General features: G+C 44.1%; 12 protein-coding genes and 1 pseudogene. 8 read left to right on the top strand and 5 right to left on the bottom strand.

Annotated elements, in window-relative coordinates; genetic code table 11:
- Positions 1 to 21: 21 nt before the first annotated feature.
- Positions 22 to 1,770, bottom strand: coding sequence for an AAA family ATPase (locus C9I89_RS07180; RefSeq protein WP_107282662.1), 1,749 nt, complete (start codon positions 1,768 to 1,770; stop codon positions 22 to 24).
- Between the two features lie 198 nt (positions 1,771 to 1,968).
- Between C9I89_RS07180 and matP the strand changes: the two genes are divergently transcribed.
- From matP to C9I89_RS07165, 3 genes are all read left to right on the top strand, one after another.
- On the top strand, positions 1,969 to 2,445 hold the full coding sequence (matP, locus tag C9I89_RS07175; RefSeq protein WP_107282661.1) for a macrodomain Ter protein MatP: 477 nt from the start codon (positions 1,969 to 1,971) through the stop codon (positions 2,443 to 2,445).
- A 94-nt stretch (positions 2,446 to 2,539) separates the two neighbouring features.
- Positions 2,540 to 2,845, top strand: coding sequence for a DUF3634 family protein (locus tag C9I89_RS07170; protein WP_107282660.1), 306 nt, complete (start codon positions 2,540 to 2,542; stop codon positions 2,843 to 2,845).
- Positions 2,846 to 2,940: 95 nt separating this feature from the next.
- Positions 2,941 to 3,333 carry a PPC domain-containing DNA-binding protein gene (locus tag C9I89_RS07165; RefSeq protein ID WP_107282659.1) on the top strand — a complete coding sequence of 131 codons (393 nt, stop codon included), beginning with the start codon at positions 2,941 to 2,943 and terminating at the stop codon, positions 3,331 to 3,333.
- Between the two features lie 81 nt (positions 3,334 to 3,414).
- Here C9I89_RS07165 and C9I89_RS07160 read toward each other — a convergent pair whose 3' ends face one another.
- The gene (locus C9I89_RS07160; RefSeq protein WP_107282658.1) at positions 3,415 to 3,660 is read right to left on the bottom strand and encodes a hypothetical protein; all 246 of its coding nucleotides are present in this window, start codon (positions 3,658 to 3,660) and stop codon (positions 3,415 to 3,417) included.
- A gap of 356 nt (positions 3,661 to 4,016) precedes the next feature.
- On the opposite strand from C9I89_RS07160, the gene C9I89_RS07155 reads away from it, so the two are divergent.
- Positions 4,017 to 4,742 (top strand): PilZ domain-containing protein, encoded by a 726-nt coding sequence (locus tag C9I89_RS07155; RefSeq protein WP_107282657.1) that lies wholly within the window; start codon positions 4,017 to 4,019, stop codon positions 4,740 to 4,742.
- A gap of 222 nt (positions 4,743 to 4,964) precedes the next feature.
- Here C9I89_RS07155 and C9I89_RS07150 read toward each other — a convergent pair whose 3' ends face one another.
- A complete protein-coding gene (locus C9I89_RS07150; protein ID WP_107282656.1) occupies positions 4,965 to 6,338 on the bottom strand; it encodes an SLC13 family permease in 1,374 nt (457 codons plus the stop codon).
- A gap of 1,152 nt (positions 6,339 to 7,490) precedes the next feature.
- Here C9I89_RS07150 and C9I89_RS07140 point away from each other — a divergent pair.
- Positions 7,491 to 10,214: a cation-translocating P-type ATPase gene (locus tag C9I89_RS07140; protein ID WP_211315217.1), complete on the top strand. Its 2,724-nt coding sequence runs from the start codon at positions 7,491 to 7,493 to the stop codon at positions 10,212 to 10,214.
- Positions 10,215 to 11,102: 888 nt separating this feature from the next.
- Entirely contained in the window at positions 11,103 to 11,699 is a 597-nt protein-coding gene (locus tag C9I89_RS07130; RefSeq protein ID WP_107282652.1) for an outer membrane beta-barrel protein, read from the top strand.
- Positions 11,700 to 11,851: 152 nt separating this feature from the next.
- On the opposite strand, the gene C9I89_RS07125 is transcribed toward C9I89_RS07130, so the two are convergent.
- Both C9I89_RS07125 and C9I89_RS07120 read right to left on the bottom strand, forming a co-directional pair.
- Positions 11,852 to 14,257: a spermidine synthase family protein gene (locus tag C9I89_RS07125; RefSeq protein ID WP_107282651.1), complete on the bottom strand. Its 2,406-nt coding sequence runs from the start codon at positions 14,255 to 14,257 to the stop codon at positions 11,852 to 11,854.
- A 2-nt stretch (positions 14,258 to 14,259) separates the two neighbouring features.
- A complete protein-coding gene (locus C9I89_RS07120) occupies positions 14,260 to 14,991 on the bottom strand; it encodes a protein-L-isoaspartate(D-aspartate) O-methyltransferase (protein ID WP_107282650.1) in 732 nt (243 codons plus the stop codon).
- A 225-nt stretch (positions 14,992 to 15,216) separates the two neighbouring features.
- Here C9I89_RS07120 and C9I89_RS07115 point away from each other — a divergent pair.
- Both C9I89_RS07115 and C9I89_RS07110 read left to right on the top strand, forming a co-directional pair.
- A pseudogene (locus tag C9I89_RS07115) lies at positions 15,217 to 15,492 on the top strand (ATP-binding protein); the annotation flags it as partial.
- A 132-nt stretch (positions 15,493 to 15,624) separates the two neighbouring features.
- A complete protein-coding gene (locus C9I89_RS07110) occupies positions 15,625 to 16,818 on the top strand; it encodes a DUF6035 family protein (RefSeq protein WP_107282649.1) in 1,194 nt (397 codons plus the stop codon).
- Positions 16,819 to 16,993: the final 175 nt, after the last annotated feature.

Here is a 16,993-nt window from a genome sequence, read left to right as displayed (position 1 = left end):
GTGTAAGCTAAACAACTCGGATCAGTGCTGGACAAACCAGTTGCGAATAATCGTTAACCAACTGACTTCATTGATTACATCACCATGATGGAAGTGATCAATACGTTCAGCAATTTTAGCAAGTATAGTATCAGTATCCAGTTTGTCGCCTCTGAATGCTTTGCCTGTCAGCAATGGAATGGCGTCATCAACGCTTTCAATCGCCCAGATATGGAATTTTTCTGACTTGATTGCATCGAGTACTTCATCATTAAGGCAAAGATTACCTAAATTTGTTTTCGGTAAAATGACACCCTGATTGCCTGTAAGGCCGCGATGTACACATACCTTATAGAAACCTTCAATCTTTTCATTAATGCCGCCTACAGCCTGAACACGGCCAAATTGGTCAACAGCACCTGTAACTGCAATTTGTTGATTAATTGGCTGCATGGAAAGTGCAGAGACCAATGAACACAGTTCTGCCAGCGAAGCACTGTCACCGTCGACTTCACAATAAGATTGTTCAAATACAATTGAGGCTGTGAAGGGTAATGCATGATCCAGATCGAGTGCGGCACTGACAAATGCCTGCATGATCATCATTCCTTTGGCGTGAAGATTCCCGCCCAGCTCAGCTTTGCGCTCAACATCCGAAATGTCGCCCTCACCAAAGTGGACCACACAAGAAATACGAGCCGGCTCACCATAGGATTTTGGATGTCCGGGAACATCGACAACCGTCAGACCGTTGACCTGGCCAATTTCTTCCCCCTGGCAATCAATGACAACCTGACCCAGGTGGATATCTTCAATAGCACGTTCTGGCAAATACGATTCGCGGTAATCACGGGCCTTCATTGATGCGTTAAAATGCGCTACGGTAATTCTATCGCCCTGAGATTCAATCGATGCTTCTGATAGCAAACTCTGATGCCACAGAGGGCACAGAGGAACGCGGCTTTGATCTTCGGCATAACGGGCGCCTGTTCTTAATAGAGCGGCCAGGGCGTCGCTGTCAGCCAAATCGGGTAGCTTCGCCTTGTGAACCAGATCTTTAACATAAGAAAGGTAAAGCGGTAAGGTTTCATCACTCAGCAGCAGATCTTGCTCGAATTCACCGTACATAGAAAAGCCGGATGTAATATCTGGTTCTGCATTCTCAAGCTCAGCCATCAAATAGCGATCACCGATCAATACCAACTTTACATTCAGTGTTTCAGCAGGCGGAATTGGATATAACGTTTTATGAGAAGCCGGCTGCCACTCAAGCGAACCATTCATTAAGACGCTTTTTAGGCGTGGCCACAATGTTGGGTTACTCAAAATGCTGGTGACGGAAAGAACCAAATAGCCGTCATTTGCTTGATGAAGCAAACCATGCTTAACTTGCGCTTTGCTGATTTTACCGTCTTCAGATGGGGGATAGACGGCACCAAAAAGGCTCAGCTCTGTTACATTTTCACCGGCAATGATGATCGAAGATTCATTATTCTGATTCTGGTTATTGATTTGACTCTCAGAATCACCTTGCTGATATTTAACTTTTTGATTTTTTGCGTCATATTTTTCTAAAAGTTCAATCACGTAGTCGCGATAAACTTTGTTATCGGGCGCTGTGATACGTAGAACACGAGGCTGTAATTCAACAGCGGTGAACCGGCGTACGGCATCGCTAAGACGGTCTTGCAAAGTACCTGTAGGGGCAAGTGGCAGATTATCATAATCTTCCAGAATAGCTTGATACTTTGAGTGATCTGGGGTCATTGTACGCCAGGATTCTTGCTGCATAGACTTGTGCTTTCTTTCGTTACTGTGAAAAGGACAGCAGTATAAAGGAATCAATGGCTTCATAATAGGCAGATATTGATGATATTTAGCCTTAGATAAAACAAACAGTTAAATATCATAAAGGTAATTGAGCTTTTATGTGCCAACAGTTACACTGTCACATACTAAGTGTAGACTTTTTGAGAATAACTCACGTATATGAAATATCAGCAGCTTGAAAACCTCGAAGCCGGTTGGAAATGGACTTACTTGGTTAAGAAATGGAAAGAAGGCGATGCTATCACTCGTTATATCGATACGAGTGAGGCTGAAGCCGCTATTCAGGCATTGCTTACTATTGAGCATGAACCCACTAAAGTCATTGAGTGGATTAGTAAGCACATGTCGCCTGAGCTTGATAAAAAACTCAAGCAGGCCATACGTGCCAAACGTAAGCGGCATTTCAACGCCGAGCAGGTACACACGCGTAAAAAGTCTATCGATCTAGATTTCCGTGTTTGGGAAAAGCTGGCAGAAAAATCGAGAGAATTAGATTCGACTTTATCCGACACGATTGAATACCTGTTGAGTGAAAGTAGTCGCACGGAAACAGTCAGTAAAAAAGTCCTGGATATTCGTAAAGATTTGCATGAACTGTTAGATTTCGATGCACCTGATTTTGATCCACTTGATTAAAGATTGCCTTGTATCGCTGAGATGTCGAGTTCGCGGATAAAATGCTCGATTTGATATACGCTTAAAGAAAACATACACAATTAGGAGTTAATGGATGGAATATGTCATTTTACTAGCCATTGCGGTGGCCTTTCTTGTGTTCAAAGATCGTCCGGTAATGGTATTGAAGTTTGATAACGGTGAGCTTACCCATTCAAAAGGGAGCATACCGAATGGCTTTCTGACGGGATGTAAAGACATTGCGCATAAACAGCCTTTTTCTGGGCAAGTCAAAGTTTATAAAAACCGATTTACAACGAAATTGGTTTACTCAAAATCGGTACCAAGCAAAGTAAAACAGCGCATTCATAATATCTTTCCGCATTCCGGTTCGAACAAAAAGCAAGGGCGGCGTGCCTGACATTATATTCTTTCGTATAGAAAGGCTTCATCAGAAGCCTTTTTTGTTAACCAATTTTTATACTCATCCTGAATGCCTAAAAGCGACCTTATTCTATGATTCAACCCCATGCATTTCGTTTAACAGAAGGGAACGATCTTAAATCTTCCATTCTTGCCTATGTAAAAGCCCATTCAGTTAAAGCCGGTTCATTGCTAACCGGTGTCGGTTGCTTGTCAGAAGCGCAGATAAGGCTTGCTGATGAGACGAAAACCTTATCTTTAAACGGACCTTTAGAGATTCTCACGCTCTCTGGTACGTTAACCCCAGAGCATGTTCATTTGCATATCTCTGTCGCAGACAACACCGGTCAGGTCTTTGGTGGTCACCTGGTAGAGGGATGCCTAGTCTCATATACGGCTGAGATTTGCTTAGTCAGTTATAACAACCTGACATTTTTACGAGAACCTGATGGCAAAACAGGATTTGATGAGCTGGTGGTTAGCTAGGTTGGTCTATTGATTTGTTATTCCCTGAAATTCTTAATACTGGCAACCACACAGCATTAAGAATTTCAGGTTTTGCCTCGATTATTTGATGGCGTTGTGCAGGGCGCTTTGGCTGGCCAGGTAGCTAGCAATCATCTGTTTGAGCTGTTCCAGCTCTTCTTCTGCTTTAATTCTGCGCACTTTCTCTGCTTCATATTGCTTACCTAAATCAACCGCCAAGTAACCCCCCTTAATTAAAGCTTTGGTCGTAACATTGCTATTGGTTAATGCTTTAAGATCTTCGATCATGAAATAATGCTGGTCTAGATCCCGGATGGTGATTGCCATGCTTCCTCCGGCTAGCTGCTAATAAAGACGCATTTTAACGTATAACTGTCTGATTAAGGAATAAAAGATTGCATTTCTCCGAGGGGCTATCCGATGGGATTGTTTGTTTTGATTGCATTTTTTACGGGTTAGAAAAGAGCCCCTTCTTAATGCACTATAACTTTACGATGTGACAAAGAACACAAAGACTTTCAAATTAACTTTCACTAGCTCAATAACACCATAAAATAAAGCTTCAGATAAAACATATACCTTGAAGCTATATTTACAACAACTTATTTAAAAGAAGACTTCTTCGTATTAAAATCATCAATTAATCAATATGATAAAGACAGCTTTAGCTCGGTAGGACGCCCTTGATCCAGAATGGAAATGACTTAAAACAACGACTCTTATCTAATAAACGCGAGCAAACGATTCAAGGGAATCGGGGGATAGAGATGATCAATCATGGCAGTCTTGTCACAATCAGTGTGAAAACGCCCCTTGGACGATTATTTAGATGCGAAACAAAATTCATCGGTTCCGATGGCACTGAACACCTTGTATTAGCGCTGCCGAAGCTAACCCCGCATGATTTGGATGATTATTTTTGTGAAGGTTTTTGGATCACGGTAAAGGCCATCTCCGACAGAGGCGAAGGGGCAATCGTTAACTTTAAAAGCCTGGTGGCATATGTTATCAATAAACCTGTCGGTTTATTATTGTTAAATATCCCTCACACAATGTCTTTGATGCAGTTACGGAGTGAACCTCGCTACGAAGTTAAGTTACAAGGTCACATACCAATTGTAAATCGTAACTTGCTGGTGGAATTTAAAGATCTTTCAGTGAAAGGGTGTTGTTTTCAGTTTGGCGTTAACGGCCCCACATTTAATGCCGATGATGTGATCACCATTACGGTTAAAAATCCAAGTTCAACCCAGCATTATCAACTAACCGGTACTGTGCGTAGCATGCAAAAAAATGGCGCGTTGAAAAATTGTGGGGTGATGTTTGACAGCCAAGGACAGCACAGAGCTAAACAATTACTGGCACAACTTATTTTCGATGGTTCGAGATTATCTTTTAAACAGATGTAGCTATAGGACGCATAACAGCGTGGGATTACATTTAATATTGTTTTTAATAATGCTAATGCACTATAACTTTATAGTTGAAGCTAAATAAAACAAACCACATTTAAAAACTTCAACTATTCATCATTTATAAGAAAGATAATTAAAGCAATGGCAGTAAAACCATTTACGTCACAGTGTCACGCGTAAAAAGAAAAAGAGCAGGGAAGTCCTGCTCTTTTTCTGCTATTGCCAGAACAACCAGGCAAACATAGATAACGCGGCGATACAGGCAATGTTAAGAGCAACACCGACTTTCATCATCTCGCGCTGTTTGATATGGCCAGAGCCAAACACGATAGCGTTGGGTGGTGTTGCAACAGGCAACATAAATGCACATGATGCAGCAACACCGATCAACACCGATAGGATCACAGGCGATACACCCAGTACTTCAGCTATTGAGGCGAATATCGGCACCAGCAGGGCGGCACTTGCGGTGTTACTGGCAAATTCTGTCAGGAAAACCACGAAAGCAACCACGATTAGAAGAGTGAAGAACAGACCGGCTTGTTCAAGGAACCCACTCAGGCTGTGGGCCAGGAATACACTGGCGCCGGTTTCTTTGAGTACATTACTCAGACAGATCCCGCCCCCAAATAGCAGCAATACGCCCCAGTCGGTTGATCTATCAATGTCTTTCCATTCAACCACCCGAGCAACACCCAGCATCACGATTGCAGAAAGAGCCACCAGACTATCAAACTTACTAAAGCCGCCAAGGTAAGCATTCAGAGGTTTGCTGAAAATCCACATGGTTACAGTAATGCCGAAGATAATCAAAGTGGTCAGTTTTGCATTGTCCCATTTGACCGGCTCGTGGGTTATTTCAAACGTATGCTTCAGGTTTGGCTTTAGCATCAAATAGAGCAGGCCAACCGTCAGAGGTAGTAGCACTAGTGTGATCGGCAAACCCAGTGCCATCCATTCAGTAAAACTCAAACCCACTTCGGCTGCAGCAATAGCGTTTGGAGGGCTACCAACGATAGTGGCAATACCGCCAATACTGGCGCAGTATGCTATCCCAAGCAGTACAAAGACATAGGTGTTGTGACCACTTTTAGAATTAACCTTGGCCAGAATGCCCAGTACCAGTGGTAACATCATTGCCGTTGTTGCTGTGTTACTGATCCACATAGAAAGGAAAGCAGTAACACCGAACAACATCATGACAGCGAAGGCCATATGGCCTTTGGCGATCAGCAATACTTTATCGGCGATTGCTTTATCTAGCTCTTGGCGATGCATGGCTGCCGCCAACGCAAAGCCACCAAGGAAAAGGAAAATGATCGGGTTTGCGAAGTTGCCGAGAGCCTGAGGTGTTTTAAATACCCCCAATGCTACAGCTAACAAGGGAACTAAAATGGCAGTGATACTAATGTGAATGGCTTCTGTTAACCAAAGTATGGCAATAAAGGTTAGCAGACTGAGTCCAACTACAACATTGGGCTCAAATGGCAAGGTGTTTAACATAACCACAAACAGTGAGGCATCAGCAATAAAAATCAAACTGTTGCGGTCAAACAACCAATTTTTTATAGCGAGACTTAAGGTTGTCATAAGCTTTCCTTAGTACGTTATGCTTATTTGATAAGTGACCTATTTACGACAGCTTTGGATGACATACTCCGATTGCGCATAAAGTGTAGATGTCAATATAATTATTGCACAGATAAACCCCTCATGTTAACAGCGCTAACAATTAAAACCAATGCGTTACATATCAGCCGTTTAGTTCACAAATTCAATTTTTTGGGCTGAATCCCTTGCAATCGACTGACGATACTTTCAATTTTCAATATTGGATTGAGTAGTAATTAGAATAATCAACAGATAACGGTAACATTGTTAACGATAAGCAATGGTATTCATATTTCTGTGACTTACTTCTATTTCCCCATCGTCGTTGACGAGTAATTTTGCATGGCCATTTTATCAATAGCAAAAATACAAAATGTAATTAACTTATTGGGTAAATGGGAACACTGCCAGAGGGCATTTCTATCTATTGTCTAACACGAAAAGGGAAATTTTTTGATGTGTATTGCTGGTTGGAAAGGGAAGGAATTTCGTCACTCAAAAAAGAAGCTGAAAGCAACGTGCGTCAACGATAGCGGGCCCATGACATTCAGGGGAGATCGAACCCTCACAGTATGTGACCAACGTGGACAGGCTTATGAATTGTTTCTATTTGGAATATACCCAAGTGAACGCGATGTCAACAAACACAGAGAAGGTACGAAGGGGTGGGAATGGCTGGCTAAAGAGGATGATAATACCTGGTACCCAGTGACAGAGCCGACTTGTTAATAAAATGCTCTACGTTAAATCAGCTATTTTAATCCACAGAATCAGTGGATAACCAATGCCAGCCCATAGTATACAGGTGACCAAAATTAGAACCCTGTAACGTAAAAAAGGTCGCCCAGTGGGTGCATTACAGATCAGTTAAACGATCCTACCAGGCTAAAAAATCCGAAATCAAGTAATTGATTTCGGATTTTTCATATCGATTACCAGTGCATTACGACAATTTACTGAAGGGTATTCAGGGCAAGCCCGTATGAGCAATATATAATATTAATCTATAGGATAAAGTATTTTACCGTTATAGCTGTCTGTATCTGAACTTGGTTACTAACTGAAAACCAGCATGGTTAGTAATTAAAGCCCACTACATTTTGTTGTTTATCCCATATGGAGAAACTGTCAGTGGATGCACATTCCAGTCAAGCCGATAAATTACATTTACAGGATGCTCATCAGGTTGATGTCGGATTATTGCTAGATGATCTTTCTTCGAGTGAAGAAGGATTGAGTTCTGCAGAAGCACACCGCCGCCTGATAACCTATGGTGCCAACGTCCTGGAGGGTAAGAAAAAGAAGTCAGAGCTGGTTAAATTTCTGCAGCAATTCCGCAATTACTTTGCTGTGCTGTTGCTTGTCGGTGGCCTGCTGGCGTTGCTTGCGGAACGACTCGAGCCGGGGCAGGGTAATCTTTACATCGCCTATGCACTGATTGCGGTGGTGCTGCTCAATGCAATCTTTACTTACATCCAGGAACACCAGACAGAGCGGATCATGGAAAGCTTTAGCCGTATGCTGCCGCAGATGGTTACCGTATTACGTGACGGTCAACCGTTAAGTATTCGTGCAGACGCAGTGGTGCCGGGTGATGTCATGATACTGTCAGAGGGGGATCGCATCTGTGCTGATGGTCGTCTGCTGGAGCACAGTCAGTTAAAGATTGATCTCAGCAGCCTGACCGGTGAGAGCGAACCACAGCTGCGCCATCTGGAGGCGACGAGTTCCAATATACTCGAAAGCCGAAATATGGTGTTCTCCGGAACGCTTGTGCAAAGCGGTGATGGCAAGGCCGTGATTTACAGTACGGGTATGGATACCCAGCTTGGTCACGTAGTGAAACTGACCAAGGAAACAGAAGAAGTTGAGACACCGATACGCAGGGAGTTGCGCCGTTTTACGCGTATTATCGGATTTATTGCCATTGTTCTGGGCGTGTTGTTTTTTGTGATCAGCGTAGCGATTGGCAAGGGGCAGATCGACAGTCTTATCTTCGCAATTGGGATTATTGTCGCCAATGTTCCCGAGGGCTTGCTGCCAACCGTGACGCTGGCATTGACGATGGCGAGTCGACGCATGGCGAAAAAAAAGGCCTTGGTCAAAAACTTGGAGAGCATCGAGACGCTTGGAAGCACGACGGTCATCTGTACTGACAAGACAGGCACGCTGACACAAAACCGTATCCGTGTCAGTACGGTTATTCTGAACCGAAAAGAGTTTGTGGCGTGGGATCGAATGATTATAAAGCAACCCGGAGCAAAGGATATTCTGGATGCCATGGTGCTTTGCAATAATGCCTATTTGAACCATGATGGCTTCAGCGGCGATCCCACTGAAGGCGCTCTGCTGGTGTACGCCAACGGGTTAGTTGATGTTGCGCAGATCAAAACTCGCGAGCGATTTAATGAATTGCCCTTCGATTCATCAACCAAACGTATGATCACCGTTAATCGTGACGTCGATCCTGATGGCTATCTCGCTTGGTTAAAAGGCGCGCCTGAGGTCGTTCTGCAGAAATGCAGCTCTTACCTGTTGGAAGGTGCACAAGAGGAAATGAACGATGCTATGCGCCGGCATTTTATCGCTGACTTTCAGCGCCTGGCGAAGCGCGGAGAACGTGTTCTGGCACTGGCCTATCGCACCGTGGCGGAAACGACGCTGAGCGATGAAAGTGGTTTTATCCTTATTGGTTTGATCGGTATGCAGGATCCGCCGCGACCGGAAGTGCCTGACGCGATTCAGCGCTGTCGCCGTGCAGGCATCAAGGTGATCATGATCACCGGTGATTATGATATAACCGCAGAAACCATCGCCCGCCAGGTCGGTTTGATCAAAGGCGAGGGTGTTGTTATTCGAGGCGATGAACTGTTGACGATGGCGGACGAGCAACTGCAAGACAGTTTACAACAGCCGGAGATTGTTTTTGCTCGAACCAATCCGGATCAAAAATTACGCATTGTCCGTATGTTGCAGGCACAGGGCGAAGTGGTTTCCGTGACCGGTGACGGGGTTAATGACGCCCCCGCTCTCAAGAATGCTGATATGGGTGTGGCTATGGGAATTATGGGAACCGATGTCGCCAAGGAAGCCAGTGATATGGTGCTGATGGACGATAACTTCGCCACCATTGTTGCAGCGGTGGAAGAGGGCCGGACGATCTTTGAGAATATTAAAAAATTCATTGCCTATATTCTTACCAGTAACGTGCCGGAAATTTTGCCCTTCATTGCTTATGTGGTGCTGGATATCCCTTTGCCGCTAACCGTGGTGCTGATCCTGGCAATTGATCTAGGAACCGATATTCTACCTGCGCTTGGCCTGGGTTCTGAGAGGCCCGAATCTGATGTGATGAAGCGGCCACCTCGATCCCGACAGGAAAGACTGCTAACCCCTAATCTGCTTTTTAGAAGCTACGCCGTGGTTGGTATGATTCAGGCCGCGGCCGGCTTTTTCAGCTATTTTATTGTACTGCTCAACGGCGGTTGGCAGTGGGGCTTTGAACTGGCGACTACCGATCCCTTGTATCGCACGGCAGTGACGGCCTTCTTTGCTTCCATCGTGTTCTGCCAGGTTGCCAACGTATTGATCTGCCGTACCCGTAGGCAGAGCTTGTTTAGCGTGGGAATATTAACTAATAGGTTAGTATTGCTTGGCATTGCCACTGAGTTACTGCTGCTGGGCTTAATCAGTTATGTCCCCATCTGCAATAGCTTCTTCGGGACAGCCCCGCTGCAGGCCTGGCAATTACTATTGAGTGTGCCGTTTGCGGTACTCATTTTTTTGGGTGATGAGCTTCGCCGTATGTATGTCCGCAGGGAAAACGCCTTTGTGTTGAAATGGCTGAACTGGTGAAAGGGGGAAGAACAGGGAAGTAATAACAAAACGTCTTATCAAAACTTACTAAAAACAGACGCAGATGCAAGCAAATCATATTAGGAGCAAGCGCGTTGGCATAAGCTAACGCGCTTAGTTTTTTGATTGCTTTAGATGTATTATTGAAAATAAGTAGATTCTAGCTCTAATTGTGCTTGCTCCAGTAAATCCATCAATGGATCGACTTCATGATACTGACCGGTAACTATAGCGAGTCGTATCATACTTTGATGTGTCTTAACGTTCTCTTTACACTCGTGTCTTTTCATAAGAGATCGTAAGCCGTCAGCTTGATTAAAAGACTTATTAACTGAACTCATTGTTACCTCACAGAATCCGCACTGAATATGCAACTGGGTCACCAACAAAACATTAGCATGTGGCACATAGTCTTGCCACTAAAATTAAATCAATATTAATGGCGTGCTAAATGAAAGTGAGCTGTCTGTAACCTGCAATCGTTCTGTTTAATATTTTTAAATTATATTTCAATAGCTTAAACTTATTGATTAATGAATTCATTGCTGTGCGTACCTAACAAAAAACACCATGCGACCCGTTACGCTCGGAAGCTTGGGTTACAAAGCCGCAATCGCGGGCTTATTCATACCTAAAGGCTAGGGAAGTCGCTTGGTTTTCTTAGCCTGAAGAACTTTACGGTAAGCCTGAACCTTTCCTTAGTGACAGTGTCACTTTTGCGAGGGGGAACTAGTCCTTGAGAAATATCCACAGACACTGGTTTACGCACAAAAGGACATGATCGAAACCTACCCCCGAGATACAGAACTCAATATAAGAAACCATGATTTCAATGTAATAGTTTATCATTCATATAAGGTGTGTTTCATATAGCAAGGAAGAGTGAAAATGAAACGAACTCTTATTGGATTAAGTATTATTGCCGCATTCGCTTCTGCTCTAGCAAGCGCTGAATCCAACTATGTTAGCGCCACAGTTCTGGTAGATAACCCAAAGAAAGGATACATCGGTGGCTCACTTGGTAACACAAAGCTCGGCGTATCGTCAGAAGAAAAAACACTTAGAGAGAGTGAGGATGGAGCTTTCAATGATACGGATACTGGTTTTAAGTTATTCGTCGGTTTTCGCTTTCATGAAAACTTTGCAGCTGAAGTGTTTTATGCTGACTTAGGTAAGTTATTGCTTGAAATCAGTGAATTGAGATATACCAGTTCTACTTATGGTGTTTCTTTCTTAGGGATTTTACCTGTGGCTGAACATTACGAACTTTTCGCTAAAGTGGGGGTTCATGAAACGGATACTGTTGGGGACTCGGAAATTTTTACTGCATTCAATGAAGTTGGCACCAGAAACGGCCCACTATTTGGTATTGGTGCGGTATACAACATAAATCCAGTCTCAATACGAGCCGAATATGAGCTATACGAACTCGATGCAGGAGAAGACATTTCTATGATGTCGGTGGGTATTGCCTACAACTTTTAGTTACTGGCGGATAGAGTATCTTGTTCTTTTTCATAAGGTACTCGAATGCCTTGTCCTGAAACTTAACTTTTTTCTACACACCATTTGGGGCCCAGATAATGCGGGTTGGATTTAACAATGGGATCACAAGAGCTGAGCATATATGTCCAGCTCTACTCTTTTTCGGTTCCGGCACTTTTCGAACAAAGTACAGCTAATAAGTAAAATGCCGCTGCGCAAAGCATAATGGACTGGATGCCGGAATACAGGACAAGTCCAGCTGCAACAATGGAGGTGAGGACCGAGGCGCATCCGTTCATCGCCCAGGCATAAGCCCGCTGTAAAGGGGTCGTAAGGAGACAGCGCATTCCCAGAGCGAACGGCACTCCCATTAAGATGCCCGGCGGAAGAAGTATAAGCAGGGCAAATAGATAGCGAAGTAGTTCGGGTAATCCTAGAAGGTAATCGAAAAGCAGATCCATAAAGATAATAATTCCAAGGATCGCTAGGCAGAGACCCGTAAGAGAATAGATAACTGCTTTTCTTCCCATTTTCTGAGACCACCACCCGCCGATTCCGGAAGAGAGCAGAATACCCGCCAAGACAAAAGTAAAGCTGAATACCGGGTTGGAAAAGATCAGGATATAGGCCTTAATAAAATAGATCTCCACGAACATAAATCCCGCCCCGATGGAAAAGAAGTAGACCTTCTGCGCTAAAGGAACTCTCTCTTTTCTCCCTTTGGCAAGGAGCCTGGGAAGCAGTAAAAGCAGGGCAGCGACAGCCAGTGCCTCGAAAAAAACCACGGCAATGACGATCTCTCCGGAAAGAAGCATCGAATAGGGTCTGCTTCCCATGCTCTGGTACAAATCACCTAACCGGTCCCACTTGATAAAGCGGCCTGGAAACGGCCTGTGGTCATCCTGTGGTGCCGCATCCAGAAGGTAATCATCAAAAAATTGTTTCTCCTTATTTTCACTGTAATGTTGGATCAGCTTCTCTATGGCAAGGTAATGATGGGGGAGTTCGAAAATATTGAAGCGATTGGCAAGAGAAGACTGCATATCCTGGATATAAACAATGTCGAAGTTCAGCTTTTCAGCAAAATCGATCGGAATTTCTATATTTTCAATAGGATTTTTGCTAATGATCAGTGTGAAAATCCCCCAGTTTCTTAATAGAACAAGGTGATGCTGTGGATTTTTTATGCCGCGCTCCCGTAGGACCTGAAGTGCTGTGGAAAAAAGACGGATCGAGTCGGAAGGAGGAAGAAGCAGCTTGCGTGAAATGATGATGACACCCTTATCAGTAAGGTGGTTCAGATACTCCCCGAAGGCTTCCGTGGTGAAAAGGTGCTCCTGGCTTAGTGCTGCAGATCCAGGCAGTGATGTCCCCCAGTTTTCAAGATGGATGATGTCGTATTTTCTTTGCGACTGCCTGAGAAATATTCGAGGATTTACGGACGTTGTGTGCAGATTATAATGTTCCCCAATGGCTCGAGATATACTGGGGCTCTCATGAATAACGGTCAGTTCTGGGACCCCTGCAGCAAGTGCCGCAGGTATGCTGGTCCCTCCGCCTCTTATGATAAGAAGTGCGCTTTGAGGGAGGGGGACAAGATCGTAGCCTACCGCCGGCAAGGTAAATTCCGCAAAACCGAACACCTTTGAATTGCCGTCTGCCCCATAGAGAACCAGTTGTTCGTCTCCGTCCCGGAAAATGGATTTCTGCACGGGAAGGCTGCCGCTATATTTGAGACTGAGGCCCGGTGCGTAACGGATATAAGGGCTGGTTACGGTTTCTATTTTGCCGGTTATGCTGCTCAGCGACTCTGTTACTGTTGAATGCGGAAACTGCAGAAGCTGGCTCAGTGATTTATACGGCGAAGGGGTAACGGCCAGCTGAGCACCGCCCCATGGGGTGAAGAGCAGAGTCGCAGTCAGCAACATAGTACAAACACTTACTAGGGAGAGAAATAGATTTCGGGCCGGAAAACGGGGGCCGATGTTGTTTTCACCCTTAATAAAAACGGCTGCAGTGACATAACAAAGGGGGACTATCGCAACGGTCACGACAAGTTTTCCTTCCTCGATAAAAGGCAGTAATACGGAGGGGAGAATTGTTCCCAGAGCGGAACCAGCCATAGTGGAAAAGTAGATTATGCCTGTGTTTTCCGGCTGCTCGACATAAGCTGCCAGCACAACAAAACCGGCGAAGAAAAACGGTATCGCGAGAAGCGTATAGCTAAGGAAAAGGTAAAATGCCTGAATTGACTCCAGTGAAAGCCTGAAGTAATCAAGGGGAAGCTTTGTCAGAATAATAAAGGAAATAAGCGTAGAGCAGCTGTAGAGAAGCACCAAAACCGATGTCGCTTTCCCTGTAGCAAATCGCTTTATCCCGCCATTTTTCCTTGAATCGAGAATACTCAGTACGGTGCCGCTTGCGGCAAAGCCGAAAAGCGCGATGCTGATCACCATAAAGGAGAGATGATTCCACTGGCTGATCGAGAAGATCCTGGCCAGAAGTACCTCGAAGGCAAGAGATGAGAGGGATACTAGGAAAACTGCCGGGAGAATCATTGCTATTCCCCGGAGGCCTGCATCGCGTGCCCGGTCATGGGAACAAAGAGAACACCGGCGATTTGCCAAACCCTATAGTCAGCCCCTTTTTTGGTAACGAGCACAAGGTTCTGATAGCTGAAAGGATTTCCCAAAGGAAGAACCAGCCGCCCTCCGTCCTTGAGTTGCGCCAAAAGGGGCGGAGGGATATGGTCAACAGCGGCGGTGATCATAATAGCATCATAGGGCGCTCCCTTATTCCAGCCGAAGTAGCCATCACCACATTGTGTCTCAACATTGGTATAACCAAGAGAGTCCAGAAGCCTGCCGGCCTTAGTGCAGAGCTTTTCCTTGATCTCGATGCTGACCACCTCTTTTGCTACCTCGGAAAGCACCGCTGCCTGGTATCCAGAGCCGGTTCCGATCTCGAGCACTCTTTCACTGCCAGTGAGTTCGAGCACTTCCGTCATCAGGGCAACAATATACGGCTGTGATATGGTCTGTCCTTCGCCGATCGGGAGTGGGGAATCCGCGTATGCTCTGAAAGCCAGTATCTTCGGAACAAAGAGATGCCTAGGGAGCTTTTTCATTGCCGCCAGCACTCTCTTGTCGACAATGCCGCGCATGCTGAGCTGGCTTTGGACCATATCCTCTCGGGCGCGAACATTTTTTTCAGGATCACTCACGGCAAATGCTGCAAGGGGCTGGTTCCCGAAGATGATGAAGGTAATAAGCAGAAACAATAATCTACCCATAGCGCACTCCCTACAGGATTTAGATATAGCTAAATCACTATAGAGTATAGGAAGAATAAGCATCTTTATTTTGGTTTGTTTATACCTTGTTGTACTTGAAAACCGCCGCTTCTCCAATGCTAATTGGTCTCTTTATAGCGGCAATTATTTGTATCGTTCGTGACGAGATTAATATTCATGTCATGGTCAGTTTGGCGGCGCAATTCCGGCAGTAGCGGCCATACTTCGGGCAAAGCAACGGGCTATCATGGCAAGTTATTGAGGCTAGGGCGGAAGTACAACATTCACACTATCAACATGTTTCAACGTGGTCAGGAGGTATCAAAGACTATCATTGATAACTGTCAGTATGCGTGTGTGATGATGCAAAAAGCTGATGACAGTGCTCGTTACCTACAGCAGAAAACGGGGATCCCAGCTGTAGAAATCATGCCACTGAAGAAGCTTGAGTACATATTGCAGGATGGAAAGACTTGGAAAAAAGGGGTTATTCGTTGGTAACAGAAAAGCAATTAAAATTAGATATTTAAGGATATATCACGGAACTAACACTTAGTAACAATCTACAATGGCTGCTCAGTTGCATATTTGCGATTCTGTGTGTCTATAGTTGACCTTGCTTGAGGGGGTTCCGTGATCACTAATGCCATCAATAGTATATTCATCCCAGACGAAGATAAGACTGTTGACACCACTACTTTTCTAGATAAGCCAGAAGAAGAGTTATTTGAGATAAGAAGGAAGTTACGACCAAAGGTTAAAGAACTTACTCTCTTGTGCCCGACTTGTTTTCAACCCCTGATTCTTGCTGGAAAGAAAGACGGTAGTTTTTATTTCAGGCACGTGAAAGACTCTGATGACTGTCCAATAAAAACAACCTGCAACCTTACTTATGAACAAATATTAGCTATTAAATATAATGGGCAGAAAGAAGGACAGCGTCATCGGAAAAACAAACTTTTGCTAGCGGATTTTTTAAAAAAAGATGCTGCCTTTGATAACATCCAAGTAGAAAAAACATTCCGAGAAGAAAACCAAACTGGTGTTGCTAAATCATGGCGTAGGCCAGATGTGTCAGCGACATATACCTTAGCTAATCAAAAGGTCGCTTTTGAGTTACAAGTATCAACTACTTTTATCGATGTAATTATTGACCGAGAGCGGTTTTACAAAGAAAACAATGCGTTTATTGCTTGGATTTTCCTTAATTTCGAAGCAAAAACATTTACTGAACTAGATATTGCTTATGCGAACAGAGGCAACGCATTAGTCTTTGATAATGATTCAATAGAGGCCAGCAAACAGGCCAATGAACTCATTGTAAAGTGCTATTACAAGAAACCTGAAATAGTAGAAAATAACGATTCCGTGTACATAAACGATTTCTGGGAACATGCAATGGTTCCAGTAAGAGAACTTCAATTTGATCACACGGAAGGTAAGTTGTACTTAGTTGATTCAAAACAGTTAAGAAAAGATGCTGAATCCCTAGTTATTAAACGAAGAAATGAGATACGTAAACAAAAAGAGGCAGAAGCAGAAGCATTGAGACAGCAACGGTTAAAGGAAAAACAGCTTAAAGAACAAGCAAGAGCAAGCTTTTCTTACCAAATAAAAGAAAATCTGCCTAATCATTCTCGTCAGTATACACCTTCAGAACGGCGCCAGCGCCTTAAGGCAACGCTCTCAAATAGAATATTTGATAGTCTTGAGAAATCACAAAACTTGGATAGCTTGTGTTGTCCAAAATGTAAGAATAAAGATCACTTCTACCACAAAGCATGTTTTGTTTACTGTGAAGTTTGCCGAAGCGAAGTTAAATATTGATTTTAGCATCGTTCATGTGAACCAAATCAAATAATAGAAAGCCCGTAAGCCTATAGCCTTACGGGCTTTTTTTTGTTTGCCTTAAAACCGAATCGCCTGTTTTGCTAATGCCTCTTTACCACGTTTATGTAACCACAGAGAGCAATAAGCATGAATGCAAAAACAAAAGGCTATG

The organism is Photobacterium lipolyticum, assembly GCF_003026475.1.
Classification (GTDB): Bacteria; Pseudomonadota; Gammaproteobacteria; order Enterobacterales; family Vibrionaceae; genus Photobacterium; species Photobacterium lipolyticum.
Note: the sequence above shows the minus strand (reverse complement) of the source record. Positions and strands in the feature narration are given on the sequence as shown.